This window comes from Novosphingobium sp. 17-62-19, assembly GCF_002256775.1.
In the GTDB taxonomy this organism is placed as follows: domain Bacteria; phylum Pseudomonadota; class Alphaproteobacteria; order Sphingomonadales; family Sphingomonadaceae; genus Novosphingobium.
On record NZ_NCII01000079.1, the window covers coordinates 1 to 21,158 of the forward strand.

Sequence of the window (21,158 nt, forward strand, 5' to 3'; positions counted from 1 at the left end):
CGAATGGCGTCCGTTTCGACAAAGCGCGGGCGCGTGTCGATCAGGTCGATCTTGCGATTGGCAACCATAGAACTCGGCGTCCTGTCCATGCTTCAATCCTTCTCCCGCGCCTTACGCGGGGTGGCGCTTCGCCCAGATTGCCGGGCGTCCATCGACGGTCTTCTGATAGACATCAGGCCAAGTCGCGAAGGCCTTGTCAGCGGCTTCGGAACTGATCGCCTGGTTCGGTGCAAAGCTGTCAAACCCGCAGCGGCGCATGTGGCTCAGCTGATCAAGCAGCACATCGCCCACCGCGCGCAATTCGCCCGCATAGCCATGCTCGCGCAGGATTCGCGCTGCCGAATAGCCACGGCCATCGGTATAGGCGGGGAAGTTCACTTCCACGAGCGCAATACGGTCCAGATGCGGCAGCAGCGCGCGCGCATCGTCGCCCGGCTCGATCCGCACTGCGGTGGCGTTGTTCTGATCGGCAAAGGCATCCACCGTTACCGCCGGATCGCTCACCGGCTCATCGCTGCGATAGCGCAAGTTCTGCTCAACCATTTGCTGGCTCCTTGGCATAGATCGCCTCCTTGAACGGGGCCATGCCGATACGGCGGTACGTGTCCACAAAGCGCTCGCCCTCGGCGCGTTGGGCGAGGTAAACGTCGGTCGCCTTTTCCACAGCGTCCACGATCCCGTCCTCGTTGAAGCCGGGGCCGGTGATCGTGCCAAGCGAGGTATCCGCACCTTCGCATCCGCCAAGCAGGAGTTGGTAGTTCTCCACGCCCTTTCGGTCCACGCCAAGGATGCCGATGTGGCCCGCGTGGTGATGACCGCAGGCGTTGATGCAGCCCGAAATCTTCAGCTTCAGCTCGCCCAGTTCGCGCTGGCGGCCAAGGTCGGCAAAGCGGTTCGAGATCTTCTGTGCCACCGGGATCGAGCGTGCATTGGCAAGCGCGCAATAGTCCAGCCCCGGACAGGCGATGATGTCGCCAATCAGGTCAAGGTTCGCAGCAGCCAGCCCAGCTTCATCCAGCTTCTGCCACAGGCCGTAGAGATCGGCCTTCTTCACATGCGGCAGCACGATGTTCTGCGCATGGGTCACGCGCAACTCGTCGAACGAATGCGCCAGCGCCAGATCGGCCATCAGGCGGATCTGGTCAGCCGTCGCATCGCCCGGAATGCCGCCCACCGGCTTCAGGCTGATGTTGACGATGGCATAGCCCGGCTGCTTGTGGGCATGGACGTTCTGGTCCACCCACAGCGCGAAGTCGGGGTCTGACAGGTCCAACTCGTCGGAGGCATTGGCGTCAAAGCCGGGCTGCTCGAAGAAGCCCTTGATCCGCTCCAGCTCTGCCGCAGGCGGCTCAAGCCCCAGCGTCAGGATATGCGCGAACTCTTCTTCCACCTGACGGCGATATTCGTCCGCGCCGATTTCATGGACAAGGATCTTGATGCGCGCCTTGTACTTGTTGTCGCGGCGGCCATAGCGGTTGTAGACGCGCAGGCACGCCTCGGCATAGGACACCATCTGCAACGGCGAAACGAAATCGCCGATCACGGGCGCGATCATTGGTGTGCGGCCCATGCCGCCACCGACGTAGAACCGGCAGCCGATTTCGCCTGCGTCGTTCTTCACCAGTTGGATGCCGATGTCGTGCAGCTTCATCGCCGCACGGTCAGTCTCGCTGCCGATGATCGCGATCTTGAACTTGCGCGGCAGGTAATCGAATTCCGGGTGGAAGGTCGACCACTGGCGCAGCAGCTCCGCATAAGGACGCGGATCGACAAGCTCATCCGCCGCAGCGCCCGCAAACTGGTCGGACGTGGTGTTGCGGATGCAGTTGCCGCTGGTCTGGATCGCGTGCATCTCCACCGATGCGAGATCGGCCAGAATGTCCGGCGCATCTTCCAGCTTGATCCAGTTGTACTGGATGTTCTGGCGCGTGGTGAAGTGGCCGTACCCACGGTCATACTTGTCGGCAATATCGCCCAGCATCCGCATCTGGCGGCTGTTCAGCGTGCCATAGGGCACCGCCACGCGCAGCATGTAGGCGTGCAATTGCAGGTACAGGCCGTTCTTCAGCCGTAGCGGCTTGAACTGGTCCTCGGTCAGGTCCCCGGCCAGACGGCGCTCCACCTGACCCCGAAATTCTGCCACGCGGGCATCGACCATCGATTGGTCATAGCTATCGTACTGGTACATCTCAGATCACCCAGTTCCCTGCCGCAGGATCGGCAGGCTTGAGGGAAAGGTCGAGCCGCACCGTCGGGCCAAGCGCCCGGATGCGGTCCTTGATATGCGCCGGGCGCACGCCGTCGTCGGTCACCGTCGCTTCGATCACTTGCGTGTCGGTGACGATCTGCTTGGCGTTTTCGCGCGCGATGATCGCCTCGGTATGTTCGCCTGCTTCCACCGCATCGTTGACATGGCGCGACCAGCCTTCGCCGGTCCACCAGATCACGTCTCCGGTGCGCAGATCACTTCCGGTGATGATCTTCACTTTACGGCCTCCAAAACCTGCTTCAATTCCATCATGTCTCCCCGGCCTGCAACATCGCCAATCACGATGAGAGCAGGGCTCTTGACCTTGTTTTCAGCCACCACCGAGCCAAGCCCGGCCAGTGCCCCGCGCAGCACGCGCATCTGCGGCCGCGCCGCGTTTTCGATCACGGCCACCGGCATGTCGGGCGCAAGCCCGTCCGCCATCAGCTTTTCGGCAATCGCGTCTGCCGTGGCGACGCCCATATAGATCACCAGCGTCCTGCCAACCCCGGCAAGGCCCGCCCAGTTCTGTTCGGTCAGCCCCTTGCACTGCCCGGCCACGAAGGTGACAATGCTCGCCGCATCGCGGTGGGTGAGGGGGATCATGGCCGAAGCCGCCGCCCCCATCGCCGCGCTGATCCCCGGCACAACCTGCACCGGCACGCCCGCCGCAAAGCAGTCCTCGGCCTCTTCGCCGCCGCGCCCGAACACGAACGGATCGCCGCCCTTCAGCCGCACTACGTCGTTCCCGGCCAAAGCCTCGCGCACCAGCAAGGCGTTGATATCTTCCTGCTGCATCGTGTGGCGTGACCGCTGTTTGGCCACCGAAATCATCCGGCACCCCTTGGGCGCCATCGCCAGAATCGAAGGGTCGACCAGCCCATCATGCACCAGCACGCGCGCATTCATCACCAGCCGCGCCGCGCGCAGCGTCATCAGGTCAGCGTCGCCCGGCCCAGCGCCCACCAGAAACACGGTTCCGACTCTTGAAGAGGAATTGCTCATGACAGCGCAGATGGGCGCGGGCGCGCCAACCTGCCAGCGAGAAACCTTTGCCCCCCGCCTAGATCAGCTTTAGCCGCCCACGCATCCACCACCCACACTCCGTCATCCCGGGCTTGACCCGGGATCCCGCTTCTTCTTTCAAAGCAGGGCTTGGCCGCATAGCGGGACCCCGGGTCAAGCCCGGGGTGACGATGGTATTGGCTATGCCTCCGGCGTCTGACCGCGCTTGCCCATCGCCTCGGCCAAAGCCCGCAAACCCTCGCTGTTCTTCAGATAAAGATCCTGCTGCGGAAACGGAATCTCGATCCCGTTTTCCATGAACAATCGCCACACGCGCTTCAGCACGTCGGACTTCACATTGGCCACGCCATCTTCGGGGTCATCGATCCACGCAAAAATGTTCAGGTCCACGCTGCTCGCGCCAAATCCCACCATCTGTATGCTCGGCGGACGGCTCTCCAGCACGCGCGGCGTCGATCTTGCCGCCTCCAGCAACAGCGCCTCAACCTTGTCCAGATCGCTGCCATAGGCCACGCCCACCGGAATATTGATGCCCACCTGCCGCGATGAATACGACCAGTTCTCCACTTGCGTGGTCATCAGGATTTCGTTGGGAATCAGATATTCACGGTTGTCGCGCGTGGTCACCGAAATGGCCCGGATGCCGATGCGCTTCACTTCGCCGAACGTCGATCCAGCGCCATCGTTTACCGCAATCACGTCGCCCGGCTTGATAGACCGGTCCATCAGCAGGATGATCCCCGCAATCAGGTTGCCGAACGTCTTCTGCAAACCGAAACCGATGGCCAGACCGAACGCACCCGAAAACACCGTCAGCGCCGTCAGGCTGATGCCCAGCACGTCGATCCCGATCAGGATCGCAATACCCCAGACCAACAGCGAAACGATCTTCTCGCCCAGCAACTGCTGCCCGCCGTCCAAGCTGTCGATCCGCCGGAACAACCGCTTGGCCAGCCTGCTGCCCAGCCGCGCAAACATCAGCACCAGCACCACCACGATGGCAATGCGAAGCGCACCCCAGACCGATATGTGATAGGTTCCGATGTCGAACCCGATCTCGTTGAGCGTGCGGATCACGTCCGCCACCCCATTTCGAAATTCGCTCATGCCTGACCCTCTTGCGCTGCCCACGCGGCAAGCCCGCGCCCCAGATCGGCAATCAGATCTGCCGTGTCTTCCAGCCCGATGGACAGCCGAACGCCAAAGATGTCACCCGGTTCCATCCCCACCAAAGGCCAGGCGCTTGCCGTGCGGATGCTGGCCGGATCGACCGGCGTGGCAAGGCTTTCAAACCCGCCCCACGAATAGCCGATGCCGAACAGCCCCAGCGCATCGATCAAGGCATCGCGCGCCGCACTCGTCCCGCCTTTCAACACAAAGCTGAACAGCCCGCACCCGCCGGTAAAATCCCGCCGCCACAACTCATGCCCCGGCGATCCCGGCAGCATCGGACAAAGCACCCGCGCCACCTCAGGCCGACCTTCCAGCCACTGCGCAATCGCCAATGCCGAAGCCGTCTCCGCCTCCAGCCGCAACTTCATCGTGCGAAGGCCCCGCAGCATCAGCGAGGCATCATCGGGCGAAACCACATTGCCCAGCCCCTGCGCGCGCACCCGCAACTTGCGATACCACTCCGGCCCGGCACTGGCAGACCCCATCATGCAGTCCGAATGGCCGGAAACGTGCTTGGTCAGGCTCATCACGCTGATGTCCACGCCATGCGCCAACGCGGCAAAGCCCCCGGAACATCCTGCACTTCCATCGTCAGGCTGCCGGGGCTTTCCAGCAAAACGCACCGCGTCCGCTCACAACAGGCCGCCTCGAACGAGGCCAAGTCGGTCGGATCAAACCACCGCGTCTCCACCCCGAAATCCCGCAACAATCCGCGTCCCATCGCCCGGCTCGGCTCATAGGCATTGTCGGTCATCAACAGCACATCGCCCGGCCGCAACACGGTGAGCAACACCCCCGCAATCGCCGCCACCCCCGAAGGATAAAGCACAGTGCCAGCCGCCCCCGGCTCCAGTTGCGTCAGCGCCTCAGCCAAAGCCCACTGCGTAGGCCCCCCACGCCGCCCGTAGTAGAAATTCCCATCCTCATTGGCCGGAGCGCTGCGCAGCGCCGCCATATCGGCATAGAGATGCGTAGAAGCCCGCCAAACCGCCGGATTAACCACCGCGCCCGGATGCTCCGGCGTCCCCGTCCACCCCTCACGCCGCCCTGCCAGCACGCCTCGCGTTGCGGGGCCGAGGGCGTCAAAATCATCAGAACTGCTCATGCTTCGGGCGATAGCAGAGGGAAGGGGCGGGAGTCATGGGGTTAGGTGCAAAGCCGGCGGCAGCACCAGACTTTGTCATTCCCACGACGTCTGGATTTCAGCACAGAAGAACTTCAAGGCTGGGAGCACAGCCGGATCCGTCATCAGCATAGCAGAGACGCAGCAGGCTCCCACCTCTCGTTGGTCAAAGAAGCGTTCAGGGGCCGTCAGGTAGCGGCGTCATCGTGCCCTTGTTGTGCGGGGACAAGCCAACGCTGGTGTAGGACGAATCGTTGTGCTGGATCATGTCTGCTTGCGGCGCAGCAGTAGCTGTTGGTGAAGGGCTAGGTGCAGGTGTGGGACTCGCCGATGCTGTAGGAGTGGGCGAGGGTGCTGGTGTTGCCGACCCGTTGGACGGCGTTTGAGCCGCAACGGAAACTGCCACCAAGCCTGCAAAAATTCCAATCGCAAAAATAGGCCGCATTTCATTTCTCGCTGTATTGGTTGGGTGTCGGTCTGCTATTGGCAGCCACAATCTTGTCAATGACAAAGCAGTCAGATTTTTCAATCAACTCCCGTCGCCTTCGGCGTCTCCGGGTCCAGCCCCCATTCGCTCCACGATCCATCGTAAAGCGCCACATCCTCCTTGCCGATCAGATGCGCGGCGAAGATCAGCACATTGGCCGTCATCCCCGATCCGCACGAGGTAATCAGCGGCCGCGCCAGATCCACGCCTGCCGCCTCGAACAGCGCCCTGATCGCGTCGGGTGCTTTCCACGTGCCGTCGAGGTTGAACAGGCTGGCATAGGGCACATTGCGCGCGCCGGGAATGTGGCCGCTGGCAAGGGCCGGGTTCGTTTCGGGCACATCGCCGGTAAAACGCCCTGCGCCGCGCGCGTCCACCACCTGTTCGGCCTTGCTGCCCAGATTGGCGAGGACATCGGCTTTCGACCGCACATGGCTGTCGTCAGACCACACGGTAAAGTGCCGCTGCCGCAGCGTTTCGGTGCCTTGCGCGCACTTGCGGCCCTCGGCTTTCCATTTCGCGATGCCGCCATCAAGCAGTGCCACGTTCTGCGCGCCGAACATCGTCAGCATGAACCACGCCCGCGTGGCGCTTTTTACCGGGCTGTCGTCATAGATCACGATGCGGCTGCCATCGCCAAGGCCCAGCGCCTGCATCCGGCTGGCGAATTTCTCGGGCGGGGGCAGGGTGTTGGGCACCGGCGATGCCGAGTCGACCAGATCTGACAGGTCCATGAACACCGCGCCGGGGATGTGGCAGGCTTCGTATTCCAGCAACGGATTGCGGCCATGCTCCGGCAAAAACGCGGTGGCGTCGACAATGCGCAAGTCGCTCGCGCCCATCTCGTCGGCGAGCCACTGGGTGGAAACCAGCGAATCCATAAGTTCTCAATGCTCCTGCCTGCGTTGCACGACCCGTCTTTGCGAGTTCGCACGTGCAGCAGACTAGACGCGGGTGTGACCTGCGTCACCATGAAAAAGTGGGCAAATCACAACTGATTTCACACCCGCCGCGTTAAGCGAATTGCGGCACAGTAAGCTCGCGCTGGCCCACTTGCGCATAGACGCGCGGTCCGAGGTCAAGCCGAAAAGGCTGCAAGCGCAAAGTGTTGGCGCTCTCGTCCAACCCCACAACAAATGCCCGGCGCAACCGCAATGGCCCTTCCACCGCAATCCGCACGAGCGGCACGAACAGTGCCGCGCTCCCATGCCGAATCGGCGTGATGGCGCTTAACGGCAGGCGCAATTCGCCGGTCAGGACCACCGTCTCTCCCGCTGCCATGGCCGCGATCTGGTGCAGCACTGGCGCATCATCGCCGCCAAGCTGCTCGTCTGCCGGGCGCGAGGCATGGGCGGCGGTCATATCGGCCCGCACCGCTATCTGCTCCATGTCGGATTTTGCAGTCAAGACAATGCGATAGACCAGCGTCGCATTCACCAGACTCGCACTCATCCGCACCGCTTCCAGATCCAGCGTAAGCGGGGCGAGGGGATGCGCAGGTTTCGGAGGCGGGGGAGGTGGCGGCGCAGCAACCGGCAGGACCGGCGGCGAAAACACTGGCTCGGTTGCCGTCCGCTCTCGCCGTCGCAGCAACAATGCCCCTCCACCCAGCGCCACCAGCGCGATAGCGCCCACGCCCCAGAGCCACCAAGCCGAGCCCTCATCGCGTGCAACATTCGGTAAAGCAGGCACAATCTTGGGGAACGGGGCCGGCGCAGCGATGGGCGGTGCAGACGCAGGCGGCGGCGCAGCGGGACTTTCCGCATCCACCGGCGCGCTGGCCGATGCTCTTGCAGAAGGGCGTGGCGCGGGGCGCGGTGGTGGGCTTGCCGTTACACTCGGCGCAGGTTCGGGCGGCAGCGTGATCGTTGGTGAAGGAGCCTGAACTGGCTCAGCGGTCGGTGTAATGCGCGGGGGCGGGGCTTCCGGGATGACGGGGCCTTGCACATTCGGCGTCGGCGTGGACGATGGAGGCAGTTGGTAACTGCCAACATCCTGCGCCGCCGCCGGGAAGGCTGCGAGCAGGATCGTTATCGTGAAAAGTGGCAGCCCTGCGCGGATCGTCATGAGGGGTGGAAAGGGCACTGCCGGTTTAATCGCGGCTGAACCAAAGGGCGTGATCCGGTCACTTGCCCTAACCCTGCGACAAGTGCATGGGACAGGGCGATTTTGCACCTGTTGGCGGCGTTTGGGTGCGCCTAGGTGCTGTTTGGTGCATTTTGGTGCACTTCGGAAACACAGGCTGAATCATGACCAAGACACCGCTTTTCCTCGGGCAAAACAGCAGCTTGCCAGCCTCTCCAGAAGAGGCGGTGCTCGATTACGTGCCCAATCCGCGCATCGGCGCGCTCTACATGATCCGTTTCGCCGCGCCCGAGTTCACCTCGCTCTGCCCCGTCACCGGACAGCCCGATTTTGCGCATCTGGTGATCGACTACGCGCCGGGTGAAACCATCGTGGAATCAAAGGCTTTGAAGTTGTTCCTCGGATCATTCCGCAACCATGCGGGCTTTCACGAGGACGTGACGGTCGGCATCGGCCAGCGTTTGTTCGATGAAATGAAGCCGCAGTGGCTGCGCATCGGCGGCTATTGGTACCCGCGCGGCGGAATTCCGATCGACGTATTCTGGCAGAGCGATGCTCCTCCCGCCGGACTTTGGCTTCCAGATCAAGGGGTTGCCCCCTATCGCGGGCGAGGCTGAGGGGCTTCAGGCCGCCAGCGAGGGATTGAACGTCGCGCTCGCCGGGATTTGCGACGCCGCAATCCCCTGCGCCACCCGCTCCAGCCCCAGATCGGTTAACCTCACCCAGATGCGTCGTCGGTCAAGGGGATCGGGTTCACGCACGATCAGGCTGGATTCCTGAAACACTGCCAGCCAGCGCAGCACGGTGGCGCCTGGCACATTGGCACCAAGGCCAAGACCGGTAACCGAGATACGGCGGTTCTCGGCGCAGTTGATATAGAGCTCCAGAAGAAGGTCCCACGCCGGGTCAGCTACTTGAATTCCGGGGAAGAGTTCCTGCCTGCGCCGCCGCGCACGGATCTTAGCCTTGGCCATTGTGACCAGTTGCTCAATCGTCAGGACGGGCTCTGTAACAGGTTCTGAACTTTGATCTCGCAGCAGATCGATCAGCATTGTTGTAATGATCGCCAGCTTGCCTCGGTCATCGCTATCCATAATTGCGTGCCCCAGTTCCTGTCCCGTGGGGAACTATGACGATCAGGTTAACGTCACGCAACCGCAAATATATGAAAATATGCGCAAATATTACAGCGGATTTGGCTGTAAAAAGAGGTATCAGCCTGGTTCGCGTTCTTCATCAAGACTGTGCAGCGCGTTGCATAAATGGATGCCGACCATGCGCAGTTCGAGCCGGTCTGCCTCTTCCAGTGTTTCGGCAATCGCCTTGTACAACCGCGCGAGATCGCTGGAATTCGGTTGGTCAACAGTAGCTTGATTATGCACGGCCAGCGTCGCTCCGATCGGCCAGAGCATCGCTGCGAGCGGTGCTTTCGAGGGCGGCCGTGGTTACATCGGCAGGAGAAGTGCGTGAAGAGCGTCCGTTGCTGCTGCGCTTCTTGATCACCCACCGTCCCTTGCTGATGCGACGCAATGGACGGCCGCAGCCGACGCAATGCGTCGCAAAGTACAGCAGTTCACGCACTGCTGCACTGCGGTTTGGTCTATGGAAACCAAGAAGGCACCTCAAGGAAATCACACTTTCATCCGAATCCGATCCAGCTTCTGTTGACAGAATGGACGGATAAAGTGCGCTTTGAAAAGCTTATCGAAAGTTAAGTTGACGCACTTTGTCACCTTGAGGGGTGACAAAGGTTGCGTCGTGCGACCCGGAAGGGCTTCGGATTTTCAGATAGGGGCTGCTGCCGATCAGCGCAGGGCGAGCACTTCGTCAGAGCCGAGACGGGCCATGGCTAGTGTTGCCGCGCGGCGGGAATCGATCCAGCGGCCATTGGCAAGCTGCACGTCATAACGATCATCGCTGCCGGCAGCAGTGCGATAGAGGCGAGCGGCATCATCCTTGCGGCCGACCATCTTGTAAGCGGTGCCGAGATTGATGAGTGCGAGCGGATCACCCTGCCGCGCCAGTTCACTGCCTTCGATGCGGTTGATGGCGGCCAGAGGGCGACCGGCCATTATCTCGTGATAGCCGACATCGCCGCTGGGCAGCGCCGGTGCAGGCACGGTGAGCGGCGGGGTGACCATCACGGCCGCCGACGTGAGGAAGGGCTGGGCGACGAGTGCGGCGGCAAGGAACAGGCTGGTCGACATCAAGGCTCTCCGTTTCTGATTACGTTTGTTGAGTGGAGTATGCGCTGATTCTCTGTGTCTGCAACTAAACTGAAATATTGTCATAAAAATGCAATCATTAGAGTCCCGCATTTCCGCGTTTCTCGTCAAAAATGTCGAACAGTCGTCATGATTTTTGACATAAATCTGTCAGGAAACCGCAAACAGGCTGTCACTTTGCCCCCCTAGACGGTGCCTCGCGACGGCAGGAATTTTCTCCCGCCGGTATCCATGGGGGATTTCAAGTGAAGACCAACCACGGCCTGTTCCTTGTCGGTTGCAGCGCTCTTGCGCTTGCCGGCTGCGGCCCCACCGACATTTCTTCGCCAGGCACCGGCGGCAATGTTGTTATCAACCCGCCGGCACCTGCTCCTACGCCTGCGCCTACGCCCACACCGACTTCGAGCGGTGTTGTTGCAGCTGCTGGCTGCCCCAACATTGGCGGTTCATCGACCTTCCTTGGCGATTCCGGGATTGTGACATCGTCGCAGGGTTCATGGCGCGTTTGCACGCTGCCTGCGCGCATCAGTACGTCGGTTACGCTGCCCAAGATTGCTGGCCTGCTCTATTCGATGAACGGTCGTGTGGACGTAGGCACCGATGCTGGCTTCAGCAGCACCGGCACCAACGTAACCCTGACGATTGAGCCGGGAGTGGTCGTATTTGGCAACACCGGTACATCTTGGCTTGCGGTGAATCGCGGCAACAAGATCAACGCTGTTGGCACGGCCACGCAGCCGATCATCTTTACCAGCCGTGACAACGTTCTCGGCCTCAATGGTGAAACATCGCAAGGTCAGTGGGGCGGCGTTGTGCTGATGGGCCGCGCGCCGATCACCGACTGCACCACCGGTGCGGTTGCCAGCGGCGGAACTGCCAGCACTTGCGAACGCCAGACCGAAGGTGCGGCTGATCCTGCACTCTATGGTGGCACGAACTCGGCCGACAGCAGTGGCGTGATGAAGTACGTGCAGATCCGCTATTCGGGCTTCGTGCTGGGTTCGAACTCCGAACTTCAGGCGCTGACGCTGGAAGGCACCGGTTCGGGCACGGAACTCGATTACATCCAGAGCTACAACAGCTCGGACGATGGCGCTGAATTCTTCGGCGGCACGGTCAACATGAAGCACTACATCGCTGTTGGCGCTGATGATGACAGCCTCGACATGGATACCGGTGTACAGGCCAACCTGCAGTACCTGCTGCTGATCCAGCGCGCTGGTGCTGGTGACGGCCTGATGGAACTCGACAGCAACGGCAACGAAGCCCAGACCCCGCGTCAGGTTTCGCGCATGTCGAACGTGACGGCAATCCAGACTGCCACCAGCAGCAACAATGAAGCCAACGCACAGGCTTCGTTGTTCTTCCGCGGCAACTCGGACATCTCGCTCTACAACAGCGTGATCTACACCCCGAACAACCAGTGCATCCGCATGAACGGTTCGGGCGGTTCGGCTTCGGCCACGCTGACCGCGCGTTCGGTTGTCATGACCTGCTCGGGAACGGGCGATGCAAGCTTCATCGGATCGGGTGCATATACCGCTTCGCAGGTTGCTGGCTTCTTCGGTTCGGGTTCGAACGGCAACAATGCAGCGTTCACGTCTTCGTTGACCGGTGGCTTCATCAACGGTGCTAACGAAACGGCTGTTACCCCGTTCGACGTGACCTCGCTGTCTTCGTTCTTCTCGGCCGTCACCTATATCGGTGCGGTCAAGGACAGCAGCGACACGTGGTATGCTGGCTGGACCTGCAACAGCGGTGCTGCCAACTTCGGCTCCACGAGCACGGCCTGCACGGCGCTGCCGACAACCTGATCGGCCGCCCATATGGACTATGGGGGTGGCCGGTGACGGCTGCCCCCTTTTCCGCACCAGAGAACACACTTTTCCCCAGGGGGGACATCGACATGAATACGCCGCGGCTCGCAACCCTGCTGCTGCTTTCCACCGCGCTTCTGGCGCCGTCCATTGCCTTTGCGCAGGACGCCCAAAGCGCTCCTGCGGACGCTGTCCCTCCTGCTGATACTGTTCCTTCAGTTGATGCGATGGCGGAAGCACCTGTTGAAGAGGTGCAGGAAGAAGCAACCGAAGTCTCGATCCCCGGCGGTGAGATTATCGTCACCGGCCAGCGTGATCGCAACTACCAGCGCTCTGCTCCGCAGGTCGTGTCTGTGCTGGGCACCGCTGAAATCGCACGCACTGGCGAAGGCAATATCGCTGGCGCGCTTGGCCGCGTGACGGGCCTTAGCGTGGTCGGAAACGGTTATGTCTATGTGCGCGGTCTTGGGGACCGTTATTCGCTTGCGCTGCTGAACGGTATGCCATTGCCGAGCCCTGAACCGCTCAAGCGCGTGGTTCCGCTCGATCTGTTCCCTTCCAGCATCATTGCCTCGACGCTGGTGCAGAAATCCTATTCGGTGAACTATCCGGGTGAATTCGGCGGCGGCGTGGTGAACCTCACCACCAAGTCCAGCCCAGCTGAGCCGTTCATCACCATCGGTGCAGGCGGTGCGTGGGATAGCGAGACGACCAACCAGCTTGGCTACACCTATTATGGTTCGAGCACGGACTGGACCGGGTTTGATAATGGACAGCGCGATTATACCAATGCGCTCCAGACCTTTTTTGACAGCGGCGAACGGCTCAGCTCCGGCACTCTCGACAATGTCGAGATCGGCAAGGGCATCGTCAACACGCGCAACGGGCTGATCCAGAAGATCCCCAACATGCCGGGCAATGGTTCGCTCTCGCTTTCGGCGGGTAAATCGTTCGAACTGGGCGCGGTGACGCTGGGTGTGATTGCGACGGCAGGCTACAACAACAAGTGGCAGACGCGCGACGTAACCAGCCAGACCTCGGTTGAATCGGATCTGGCCGACCTCCAGTCGAATTTCCGCCGCGTGGTGACGGACAACCGCTTGGTTGTGAACGGAATGCTGGGTCTGGGGCTGGAATGGGATCGCAACAAGATCCGCTGGACCAACCTTTACATCCGCGACACGTTGAAGAACACGCGCCTTGGCCTTGGCCAGCGCAACCAGACGACGGTTGACTACCAGCAGCAGGATACGGCCTGGTACGAGCGTCAGCTGATCGATACGCAGATCGTGGCAGAACTGAAGCCGATGGATGGCCTCAGCGTCGATCTGCGCGGCGGCTTTGCCAATTCGCAGCGCGAAGCACCGTATGAACTCGGCTTTGAATATGTTCGCACGAATGTGGAGTCCGATCCGCTCGGCCAATACTTCGTCAACAATCTCGATGGTAACGCAGGTCGTGCCACGGTCAGCTTCTCGGATCTGAATGAAGATCTGTGGACTGGCGGGATCGACGTTTCGTACAAGATCATGCCCACTGTCACCGCGACGGTTGGCTATGCCTATGTCGATACGCGCCGCACCAGCTCGCGCCGTGACTTTCAGTGGCGTGCGGTGGAACTGCCCGATGGCGTGAACCTGTTCCGCCCCGATTACCTGCTGAGCCATGCGGTGATCGAAGCGTTTGACGTGAACCTGATCGACACCAACGAAGGCAACCCGGCGTTCCTTGCGACGCTGCGCAACCACGGTGCCTATGCCAAGGTCGACGCCCAGCTGACCGATACGCTGCAACTGGATGCGGGTGTGCGTTATGAAAAGGCAAAGCTGGTCGTCTCGCCGATTCAGGTGTTCAAGGATGGCGGCACCACTGCCACGCCGACGGCACTGAACAACGACTACTGGCTGCCGGCTGCAACGCTGACATGGTCGTTCCGCGATGACATGCAGTTGCGTGTCAACGCATCGAAGACGATTGCTCGTCCGCAGTTCCGCGAGCTGATCTATCAGTTCTACTTCGATCCTGACACCAACCGCCAGTATCGCGGCAACCCGAACCTGCAGGACAGCCAACTGACCAACGCCGAAGCCCGCTATGAGTGGTACTTCGACCGCGATCAGCGCTTCTCTGTTGCGGGCTTCTTCAAGCGGATCAACAATCCGATTGAAAGCTTCGTGGCGCTGGAAAGCGACAGCTTCATCACCAGCTTCGCCAATGCGCCTAAGGCCGACCTTTATGGTGCTGAAGTCGAGCTGCAGAAGTACTTCGACCTTAGCGACTGGGGCGGCATGTGGGAATCGCGCCGCTTCGTGGTGATCCCCAACTACACCTTCACCAAATCAAAGCTGAAGGTGCAGGAAGGCGATCAGACATCGTACTATCTGGCCGCATCAAGCCGGGCGCTGGACTACTTCCGCAACGGAGCGCCGCTGACGGGGCAGAGTGAACACATCATCAACGTGCAACTGGGGCTTGAAGATACCGACAAGCTTTCGCAGCAGACGATCCTGTTCAACTATGCCAGCAAGCGCGTGTTCAGCCGTGGTTTGCTCAACACCGGCCAGCCGGACATCTTTGAAGATCCAGGTCTGCGCATCGATTTCGTGGCCCGTCAGGGCTTCGATGTGTTCAAGAAGCAGGTCGAGCTGAAGTTCGAAGCCCGCAACATCACCGGGCGTCGTCACATCGAATATCAACAGTCGGGCGAGAACCGCGTCGAGGTGAACTCCTATGACGTGGGCCGGACCTTCGCGCTGTCGGCTTCGATGACGTTCTGAGTTAACAGACCAGTCAACCACCCTCAGGAGGCGGCCCTTCACCGGGGCCGCCTCTTTTTTGTGGGGGTAGTTGGTAAGAAAAAGCCCCATCCGGCAAAACCGAACGGGGCTTTTTGAATGACTGATCTTGAGGTTTCAGGGCCTGTCGAGCACATACCCTAGCGAGCGTACCGTGCGCAGGGGCGATCCCGCTCCCACATCGCGCAGGGCACGGCGCAGGCGGCTCACCCATGCGTCGACGGTGCGCTCGTCGATAGGCTGATCGTGCTTGCCCAGCGCGGTGATGAGTTGCTGGCGGCTGAATACATGGCCGGGCTGTTCCATCAGGTAGCGCAGCAGGCGCAATTCGTTGGGCATGAGCATCAGCGGCTTTTCGCGCCAGCGGGCTTGGAGTGCGGAGAGATCGAGCGTGAGATCGCCCAGCTTCAATACGCGGGCGGGGGCATCGTGTTCGGGAAGCTGCACCGAAAGGACGCGGTCGAGAAGGGCGCTGCGGTCTACAGGGCCGAGGATGTAGTCGTCAGCCCCCGCGCGCAAGGCGCGGCGTTTGGCCTCGGGATCGTCGTCCTCAAGGATCATGGTGACGTGGGCATCCTGCCCCAGGCTATCTGCGCAGCGCAGACGGCGACAGAGTTCCAGACCGGACATTTCAGGCAGAACCCAATCGACAAAGGCCCAGGGACGACCCTCCATGAGGGGCAGCGGGCCATCCGATTTCCAGCGGTGGAACACCACGCGCAAGTCAGAATGCTGGAACGTGTCACGGCCCCCGGAAAGGTCGTCTGTCAGCAGAATGTCGATACGCCGCATGTTGAGAAAGCCCCTGTCGATACAGGCTTTCTGTCGCGGGTATGTGACGAGGAAATGACGATGTTACACCGCGGGCATGGATTTTGGGGCAAGCGTCAAAGGCCGTGCTGCTGCGCTGCCTACTCCCCTCCCGCAGGTGGGAGGGGATGGGGGGGCTAAACCGGCAACCCGACGTAGTTTTCGGCAATGCTGGTCTGCGCGGCCGTGCTGGTGGCGATGTAATCGAGTTCGGCCACCTGCATCGCGCGTTCGAACGGGCCGTCATCGGGAAAACGATGCATCAGTTTGGTCAGCGACCACGAGAAGCGTTCTGATTTCCACACGCGGGCGAGGGCCTTGGTAGAGTAGCCTTCGACCGCATCGTTGCTGGCGTGCTTGAAATAGGCGGTGAGCGCTTCGGCGGCGTAGTGAACGTCGCTGGCAGCAAGGTTCAGGCCCTTGGCACCGGTGGGCGGCACGATGTGCGCGGAATCGCCGCACAGCAGCAGGCTGCCATGGCGCATCGGTTCGAATACGTAGGAACGCAACGGAGCGATGGATTTCTCTATCGAGGGGCCGCGTGTGATGTTGGCGGCGGCTTCGGGGCCGAGGCGGACGGCCAGTTCGTCCCAGATGCGATCGTCGGACCAGTCCTCGATCTTCTCTGTCAGCGGCACGTCCACGTAGTAGCGGCTGCGGGTGTGGCTGCGCATCGAGGCGAGCGCGAAGCCGCGTTCGTGGTTGGCGTAGATCAGCTCATGATTGCAGGGCGGTACATCGGCAAGGATGCCGAGCCAGCCGAAAGGATAGACGCGCTCGTATTCGCGCACGGCGCTCTGCGGGATCGCCTTGCGGCTGGGGCCGTGGAAGCCATCGCAGCCGACGATGAAGCGCGCGTCGAGGCGGTGGGCGGTGCCGTCGTGGGTGAAGCTGACAGACGGTGTATCGCTTTCAATATCGTGCAGGGCCACGTCATCGGCGCCGTAGATGATCTGAAGCCCGCGTGATGGGGCGGCGTCCATCAGGTCCTTGGTGATTTCGGTCTGGCCATAAACGACCACAGTCTTGCCGGTGAGGTTGGCCACGTCGATACGGATCAGCCGTTCGCCATCGGCAAGATTGAAGCCTTCTTCGACCAAGCCTTCGGCCTTGAGCCGCGCGTCGAGGCCGAGGCGCGACATCAGCCCGACGGTGATCTGTTCGAGCACGCCCGCACGGATGCGGCCGAGGATGTAATCGGGCTGCTGGCGTTCAACGACGACGCAATCGATGCCTTCGGCCTTGAGCAGATGGCCGAGCAGCAGGCCAGCGGGGCCTGCGCCAACAATGGCGACCTGAGTTTTCATCGCAATTCTCCCACGCGCCCGCGCTGGGATGCGGGCCGCTATGGACAGGAATTTGACAGCTGGGGCACAATCGCGGAAGGCAGGGACTGGACAAACTGCTGGCACTTTCGGGACATGGCACAGGCGATACCGACATATGCACTCTATGGTGAGGGCGCGGCGCGTTCCTCCGGTGGGTTTGCACATATCGAAACGATTGCCGAGCGCAGCGCGCTGCACGACTGGGAGATTGGGGTGCATCGCCACGATCACTTCGTGCAGGTTCTGCTGGTAGAAGAGGGACATGCCGCCATTGTGCTGGACGGCGTGGAGAGCGGACTGGAAGGGCCGGGGCGCGTGATCGTGCCAGCTGGCGCGGTGCATGGCTTTCGCTTTCGGCAAGGGACGCGCGGGTTTGTCCTCACGCTGTCCACAGACTTTTCCACAAGGGCCAGCGGCGTTGCGGACCCGCTGCTGGGTGCGCTGGCACGGGGCGGGGTAGCGGCACTGGCTTTCGATTCAGCGCGGCGCGGATTCTGGCTGGCGCGCGAAATGCTGGGGTTGCAGCAGGAGTGGCAGGAACGAGATCCGTTGTTCATGGCGCTGGCCGAAGCGCTTATCCGCTGTGTGTCGGCACAAGCGTGGCAGGATGCCGAAGGCCGCGCTGATCGGAGGCTCGAACGCTTCCGGCAACTGGTGGAGCTTCACTATCGCCAGCACCGCGATCTGGACTTCTACGCAGGCGCTCTGGGCATGACCCGCCGCACCCTGTCTCGCATGACGGCAGCGGGATTGGGGTGCAGCCCGATGGACGTGATCCACCGCCGCATGGTGCTGGAAGCGCATCGGTTGCTGCGCTTTACCAATGCCACAGCAGCGCAAGTGGCAACTGAACTGGGCTTTGACGACCCAAGTTACTTCTCGCGCTTTTACCAGCGGATGACTGGGCGTCGGCCATCAATGGACAAGGTTCTGGTGGCCTGAAATTGCTTGTCTCTCCGCCAAACTCCGCTATGAAATTTTCACAGATATGAAACAGAGCAATCTGCCGGATTGCTCTGGGTTTGTGGTTTGCCGCGTTTTCCGAGTCAGCAGGTGATCCCACCTGCTTTGAAAACGCTAAAGCGGAGAGGTTTGCGAAATGGCCAAGATCAAGACCACCCACGTCGGTAGCCTCCCGCGCGGGGATGAATTGACCCCTCTGTTGCTGGCGCGCGACAAGGGTGAGCCTTATGATGCCGCGGAATTTGACCGCGTTGTGTCGGCTGCGGTCGATGCCGGGGTCAAGGCGCAGGTTGAGGCCGGGGTTTCGGTCGTGTCGGATGGCGAATTGGGCAAGGTCGGCTATTCGACCTACATGATCGAGCGGCTTTCGGGCTTTGGCGGGCACATCGATCGCAAGCCTGCGGCGGATCTGGCAGAAGTGCCCAATCTGGTGAAGAAGCTTTCCGCCATCATGGGCAGCCAGGAATTCGTGCGCGCATCGTGCATCGGCGATGTTCGGCTGATCACGCTTGACCCGCTGCATGAAGACATCCGTCGCTTCAAGGCTGCGCTGGAAAAGCACGCTGCGCCCGATACCGAAGCATTCATGAATGCCGCTTCGCCGGGTTTGATCACCGCGTTTCAGGTGAACCGCCATTACCCGACGCACGAGGCCTATCTGGCCGATCTGGTCGATGCGATGCGCGAGGAATACGAGACCATCGTCAACGAAGGTTTCTACTTGCAGCTCGATTGCCCCGATCTGGCGATGAGCCGCCACACCGGCTACCAGGATCTGAGCGATGCTGAATTCGTGAAGGTTGCCGAAGCCAACGTGGAGGCGCTGAATGCGGCGACCGCCAATATCCCGCCCGAAAAGATGCGGATGCACATCTGCTGGGGCAATTATGAAGGCCCGCACGATCACGACATTCCGCTGGAACGTGTGATTGACACGATCATCAAGGCGCGCCCGGCCACGGTCCTGTTCGAAGCGGCCAACCCGCGCCACGAACACGAATGGAAGGTGTGGAAGGACGCCAAGCTGCCTGACCACAAGATCCTTGCGCCGGGCCTGATCGACACCTGCTCAAACTATATCGAGCATCCTGAACTGATTGCGCAGCGGATCGAGCGCTTTGCCGCCATCGTGGGGGCGGATCGCGTTGTGGCAAGCACCGACTGCGGCTTTGGCACCTTTGCTGGTTATGGGAAGCTCGATCCCATCGTGACCTGGCGCAAGCTCAAGTCCTTGCGTGAAGGCGCAGACATCGCGGCAGGTCGTCTGTGACGCCGGACGAGCGGCGCGCGGCAGAGGCGGATTGCGCGCGGCTGATCGCACTATATGCCAATCTCAACGATGAAGCGCGGTGGGATGACGTAGCTGCGCTCTATGCCGAGGACGGCGTGATGTTCCGCCCGACTGCGCCCGATGCGGGTGTGGAAGGGCGGGAGGCGATCCTTGCTGCGTTCAAGGCGCGGCCGCCGCGCACCACGCGGCATGTCTGCTCCAACGTGGTGATCGATGTGGAAAGTGACGACACTGCGCGCGGCACCAGTGCCATGCTGCTGTTCACGGGCGATCCCGCTCCATTGGTGGGATCGTTCCAAGACAGGTTCGTGCTGACCGCCGAGGGCTGGCGCTTTGCAGAGCGGCGCGGTAGCCTGCTGTTCAAGTGATACCGCCCGCCGCCTCCAATCCCGTCAAGTCCGCCATGCGCACGCTCGATGTGATCGAGTATGTCGTCGCGCACCGGCAGGGCGCAGTGGCGCAAGAGATTGCGGGCGCGCTGGCGATACCGGTCAGCAGCCTGTCCTACCTGCTGGCCACTTTGACCGAGCGCGGGTATCTGGCGCGGCAGGGGCGGCGTTACTTGCCAGGACCGGGGTTGGAGCGGTTGCGCGCGCCACATACGGCGTTGACGCTGGAAGACCGTGTGCGGCCACTGGTGCGGGCGCTGCGCAGCGAATTGAATGAGACGTCCTCGTTCATGGTGCGGCATGATTGGGACGTGGAAGCACTGGTGACCGAAGCGAGCGATCAGGCGCTGCGCTATGCTGTCGATCCCGGGACGCGGAGACCTTTACACGCATTGGCCGCAGGCAAGGTCATGCTGGCATGGTTGCCCGAGATTGAGCTGGAGCGCTATTTTGCGCAAGCCGATCGGGTGATGCTTACCGCCCATACCCGAACTGGCGAGCCTGAACTACGGGCCGATCTGGCAGCAATCCGGTCCGGCGGCATCTGTATTGCACGCGAAGAAGCGACGCCGGGTATATGCGGTGTGGCCGTGCCCGCGTGGATTGATGGCGTATTTGCCGGGGCGTTCAGCGTGGCGGTGCCATCGGTCCGTTTCGACGCTGAACTTGAAGCAAAACTTGGCCTGCTGCTGCGAAAGAGCGCGGCCGCACTCTGAGTGATCTGCCCGCACAAAAGTGACGTGATGGCAATTGCATGACCCGAACCTGCAACATGGGGTTGCAAAGGCTTAGGGCAAGCAAAGCAGGATCGCACAATGAGCATTACGACCACACGCCGCAACGTACTTGCCGGATTGACTGCAACAGGAGGCCTGCTGGGCGCTCCGGCGATCCTGCGGGCGCAGCAATTGTTTGGCGCATGGCCATTCACGCTCGGCGTGGCGGCAGGCGATCCTTCGTCCGATGGTTTCGTGATCTGGACGCGGCTTGCGCCAGAACCACTGGCCGAACATGGCGGTATGCCGATTGCGCCGGTGCCGGTTGATTGGGAAGTGGCGACGGATGACCGGTTTCGCCAGATCGTCGCCAAGGGTTCGGTGGTTGCGCGGCCCGAACTGGCCCATGCGGTGCATGTAGAGGTGGCGGGGCTTCAGCCGGGGCGTGAACACTTCTACCGCTTCATGGTGGGGCGTGAACGATCCATGCGCGGGCGGGCAAAGACCCTGCCTCTGGCGGGAAGCGCACTGGACAGGGTGCGCTTTGGCGTGGCGGGGTGCCAAGCGTATGAGGATGGGCTTTATACCAAACCCCATTAATCAGAACCCATGTGCCCATTTGCGGATGCCGATGGACATGATGCGCCATGGCTGATCGACGAGCTTGTTCCAGGCGAAGCAG

Annotated in this window: 21 protein-coding genes and 1 pseudogene; 9 read left to right on the top strand and 13 right to left on the bottom strand. The window is 61.5% G+C overall.

Features of this window, described 5'->3' with window-relative positions:
• Positions 1 to 111 precede the first annotated feature (111 nt).
• The 8 genes and pseudogenes from B7X90_RS13800 to B7X90_RS13835 form a co-directional block, all read right to left on the bottom strand.
• Complete coding sequence (locus B7X90_RS13800) at positions 112 to 543, bottom strand: DUF934 domain-containing protein (protein ID WP_292625339.1); 432 nt, start codon at positions 541 to 543, stop codon at positions 112 to 114.
• Positions 536 to 2,188, bottom strand: a complete 1,653-nt coding sequence (locus tag B7X90_RS13805) for a nitrite/sulfite reductase (RefSeq protein ID WP_292625341.1) — start codon at positions 2,186 to 2,188, stop codon at positions 536 to 538. Before B7X90_RS13805 ends, B7X90_RS13800 begins: the two co-directional genes overlap by 8 nt.
• A gap of 1 nt (position 2,189) precedes the next feature.
• A complete protein-coding gene (locus B7X90_RS13810; RefSeq protein WP_292625343.1) occupies positions 2,190 to 2,486 on the bottom strand; it encodes a DUF2849 domain-containing protein in 297 nt (98 codons plus the stop codon).
• Positions 2,483 to 3,253: a uroporphyrinogen-III C-methyltransferase gene (gene cobA / locus B7X90_RS13815; RefSeq protein ID WP_292625345.1), complete on the bottom strand. Its 771-nt coding sequence runs from the start codon at positions 3,251 to 3,253 to the stop codon at positions 2,483 to 2,485. The genes B7X90_RS13810 and cobA overlap by 4 nt, the downstream gene beginning before the upstream one ends.
• Positions 3,254 to 3,454: 201 nt before the next feature.
• Positions 3,455 to 4,381 (bottom strand): mechanosensitive ion channel domain-containing protein, encoded by a 927-nt coding sequence (locus B7X90_RS13820; protein WP_292625346.1) that lies wholly within the window; start codon positions 4,379 to 4,381, stop codon positions 3,455 to 3,457.
• Positions 4,378 to 5,552, bottom strand: a pseudogene (locus B7X90_RS13825) (PLP-dependent aspartate aminotransferase family protein). Before B7X90_RS13825 ends, B7X90_RS13820 begins: the two are co-directional and overlap by 4 nt.
• Positions 5,553 to 6,095: 543 nt before the next feature.
• Positions 6,096 to 6,938: a 3-mercaptopyruvate sulfurtransferase gene (sseA, locus tag B7X90_RS13830; protein ID WP_292625347.1), complete on the bottom strand. Its 843-nt coding sequence runs from the start codon at positions 6,936 to 6,938 to the stop codon at positions 6,096 to 6,098.
• A gap of 133 nt (positions 6,939 to 7,071) precedes the next feature.
• A complete protein-coding gene (locus B7X90_RS13835; RefSeq protein ID WP_292625349.1) occupies positions 7,072 to 7,692 on the bottom strand; it encodes a hypothetical protein in 621 nt (206 codons plus the stop codon).
• Positions 7,693 to 7,753: 61 nt separating this feature from the next.
• Between B7X90_RS13835 and B7X90_RS13840 the strand changes: the two genes are divergently transcribed.
• Together B7X90_RS13840 and queF are read left to right on the top strand one after the other, a co-directional pair.
• Positions 7,754 to 7,942, top strand: a complete 189-nt coding sequence (locus B7X90_RS13840; protein WP_292625350.1) for a hypothetical protein — start codon at positions 7,754 to 7,756, stop codon at positions 7,940 to 7,942.
• A 364-nt stretch (positions 7,943 to 8,306) separates the two neighbouring features.
• Entirely contained in the window at positions 8,307 to 8,759 is a 453-nt protein-coding gene (gene queF, locus B7X90_RS13845) for a preQ(1) synthase (protein WP_292625351.1), read from the top strand.
• A 6-nt stretch (positions 8,760 to 8,765) separates the two neighbouring features.
• Here queF and B7X90_RS13850 read toward each other — a convergent pair whose 3' ends face one another.
• The 3 genes from B7X90_RS13850 to B7X90_RS13860 all read right to left on the bottom strand — a co-directional run bounded on the left by B7X90_RS13850 (position 8,766) and on the right by B7X90_RS13860 (position 10,349).
• Positions 8,766 to 9,194, bottom strand: a complete 429-nt coding sequence (locus tag B7X90_RS13850) for a MarR family winged helix-turn-helix transcriptional regulator (RefSeq protein WP_292625352.1) — start codon at positions 9,192 to 9,194, stop codon at positions 8,766 to 8,768.
• 162 nt (positions 9,195 to 9,356) lie between these two features.
• Positions 9,357 to 9,554, bottom strand: a complete 198-nt coding sequence (locus B7X90_RS13855) for a hypothetical protein (RefSeq protein ID WP_292625354.1) — start codon at positions 9,552 to 9,554, stop codon at positions 9,357 to 9,359.
• Positions 9,555 to 9,947: 393 nt separating this feature from the next.
• Entirely contained in the window at positions 9,948 to 10,349 is a 402-nt protein-coding gene (locus B7X90_RS13860) for a hypothetical protein (protein ID WP_292625356.1), read from the bottom strand.
• 263 nt (positions 10,350 to 10,612) lie between these two features.
• Between B7X90_RS13860 and B7X90_RS13865 the strand changes: the two genes are divergently transcribed.
• Together B7X90_RS13865 and B7X90_RS13870 are read left to right on the top strand one after the other, a co-directional pair.
• Positions 10,613 to 12,181: a hypothetical protein gene (locus B7X90_RS13865; RefSeq protein WP_292625357.1), complete on the top strand. Its 1,569-nt coding sequence runs from the start codon at positions 10,613 to 10,615 to the stop codon at positions 12,179 to 12,181.
• A 92-nt stretch (positions 12,182 to 12,273) separates the two neighbouring features.
• Positions 12,274 to 14,961 (top strand): TonB-dependent receptor, encoded by a 2,688-nt coding sequence (locus B7X90_RS13870; protein WP_292625359.1) that lies wholly within the window; start codon positions 12,274 to 12,276, stop codon positions 14,959 to 14,961.
• 135 nt (positions 14,962 to 15,096) lie between these two features.
• On the opposite strand, the gene B7X90_RS13875 is transcribed toward B7X90_RS13870, so the two are convergent.
• Together B7X90_RS13875 and pobA are read right to left on the bottom strand one after the other, a co-directional pair.
• Entirely contained in the window at positions 15,097 to 15,771 is a 675-nt protein-coding gene (locus tag B7X90_RS13875) for a response regulator transcription factor (protein WP_292625360.1), read from the bottom strand.
• Positions 15,772 to 15,926: 155 nt separating this feature from the next.
• Entirely contained in the window at positions 15,927 to 17,096 is a 1,170-nt protein-coding gene (gene pobA, locus B7X90_RS13880) for a 4-hydroxybenzoate 3-monooxygenase (protein WP_292625361.1), read from the bottom strand.
• On the opposite strand from pobA, the gene B7X90_RS13885 reads away from it, so the two are divergent.
• From B7X90_RS13885 to B7X90_RS13905, 5 genes are all read left to right on the top strand, one after another.
• Positions 17,040 to 18,059, top strand: a complete 1,020-nt coding sequence (locus B7X90_RS13885) for a helix-turn-helix domain-containing protein (RefSeq protein ID WP_292625362.1) — start codon at positions 17,040 to 17,042, stop codon at positions 18,057 to 18,059. The genes pobA and B7X90_RS13885 overlap by 57 nt on opposite strands.
• Positions 18,060 to 18,216: 157 nt before the next feature.
• Positions 18,217 to 19,350, top strand: coding sequence for a cobalamin-independent methionine synthase II family protein (locus B7X90_RS13890; protein WP_292625363.1), 1,134 nt, complete (start codon positions 18,217 to 18,219; stop codon positions 19,348 to 19,350).
• The gene (locus B7X90_RS13895; RefSeq protein ID WP_292625365.1) at positions 19,347 to 19,739 is read left to right on the top strand and encodes a nuclear transport factor 2 family protein; all 393 of its coding nucleotides are present in this window, start codon (positions 19,347 to 19,349) and stop codon (positions 19,737 to 19,739) included. The genes B7X90_RS13890 and B7X90_RS13895 overlap by 4 nt, the downstream gene beginning before the upstream one ends.
• Positions 19,736 to 20,476, top strand: a complete 741-nt coding sequence (locus B7X90_RS13900) for an IclR family transcriptional regulator (protein ID WP_292625367.1) — start codon at positions 19,736 to 19,738, stop codon at positions 20,474 to 20,476. The genes B7X90_RS13895 and B7X90_RS13900 overlap by 4 nt, the downstream gene beginning before the upstream one ends.
• 99 nt (positions 20,477 to 20,575) lie before the next feature.
• Positions 20,576 to 21,076 carry a PhoD-like phosphatase N-terminal domain-containing protein gene (locus B7X90_RS13905; protein ID WP_366409690.1) on the top strand — a complete coding sequence of 167 codons (501 nt, stop codon included), beginning with the start codon at positions 20,576 to 20,578 and terminating at the stop codon, positions 21,074 to 21,076.
• The last annotated feature ends 82 nt before the right edge of the window (positions 21,077 to 21,158 follow it).

Excerpts from the sequence above, each read along its gene's own strand:
- B7X90_RS13905 (WP_366409690.1), top strand. The coding sequence starts at position 20,576 with ATGAGCATTACGACCACACGCCGCAACGTACTTGCCGGATTGACTGCA.
- B7X90_RS13885 (WP_292625362.1), top strand. The coding sequence starts at position 17,040 with ATGGCCGAGCAGCAGGCCAGCGGGGCCTGCGCCAACAATGGCGACCTG.
- sseA (WP_292625347.1), bottom strand. The coding sequence starts at position 6,938 with ATGGATTCGCTGGTTTCCACCCAGTGGCTCGCCGACGAGATGGGCGCG.
- B7X90_RS13860 (WP_292625356.1), bottom strand. The coding sequence starts at position 10,349 with ATGTCGACCAGCCTGTTCCTTGCCGCCGCACTCGTCGCCCAGCCCTTC.
- B7X90_RS13890 (WP_292625363.1), top strand. The coding sequence starts at position 18,217 with ATGGCCAAGATCAAGACCACCCACGTCGGTAGCCTCCCGCGCGGGGAT.
- cobA (WP_292625345.1), bottom strand. The coding sequence starts at position 3,253 with ATGAGCAATTCCTCTTCAAGAGTCGGAACCGTGTTTCTGGTGGGCGCT.
- B7X90_RS13820 (WP_292625346.1), bottom strand. The coding sequence starts at position 4,381 with ATGAGCGAATTTCGAAATGGGGTGGCGGACGTGATCCGCACGCTCAAC.
- pobA (WP_292625361.1), bottom strand. The coding sequence starts at position 17,096 with ATGAAAACTCAGGTCGCCATTGTTGGCGCAGGCCCCGCTGGCCTGCTG.
- B7X90_RS13800 (WP_292625339.1), bottom strand. The coding sequence starts at position 543 with ATGGTTGAGCAGAACTTGCGCTATCGCAGCGATGAGCCGGTGAGCGAT.
- B7X90_RS13805 (WP_292625341.1), bottom strand. The coding sequence starts at position 2,188 with ATGTACCAGTACGATAGCTATGACCAATCGATGGTCGATGCCCGCGTG.
- B7X90_RS13875 (WP_292625360.1), bottom strand. The coding sequence starts at position 15,771 with ATGCGGCGTATCGACATTCTGCTGACAGACGACCTTTCCGGGGGCCGT.
- B7X90_RS13855 (WP_292625354.1), bottom strand. The coding sequence starts at position 9,554 with ATGCTCTGGCCGATCGGAGCGACGCTGGCCGTGCATAATCAAGCTACT.
- B7X90_RS13850 (WP_292625352.1), bottom strand. The coding sequence starts at position 9,194 with ATGCTGATCGATCTGCTGCGAGATCAAAGTTCAGAACCTGTTACAGAG.
- B7X90_RS13870 (WP_292625359.1), top strand. The coding sequence starts at position 12,274 with ATGAATACGCCGCGGCTCGCAACCCTGCTGCTGCTTTCCACCGCGCTT.
- queF (WP_292625351.1), top strand. The coding sequence starts at position 8,307 with ATGACCAAGACACCGCTTTTCCTCGGGCAAAACAGCAGCTTGCCAGCC.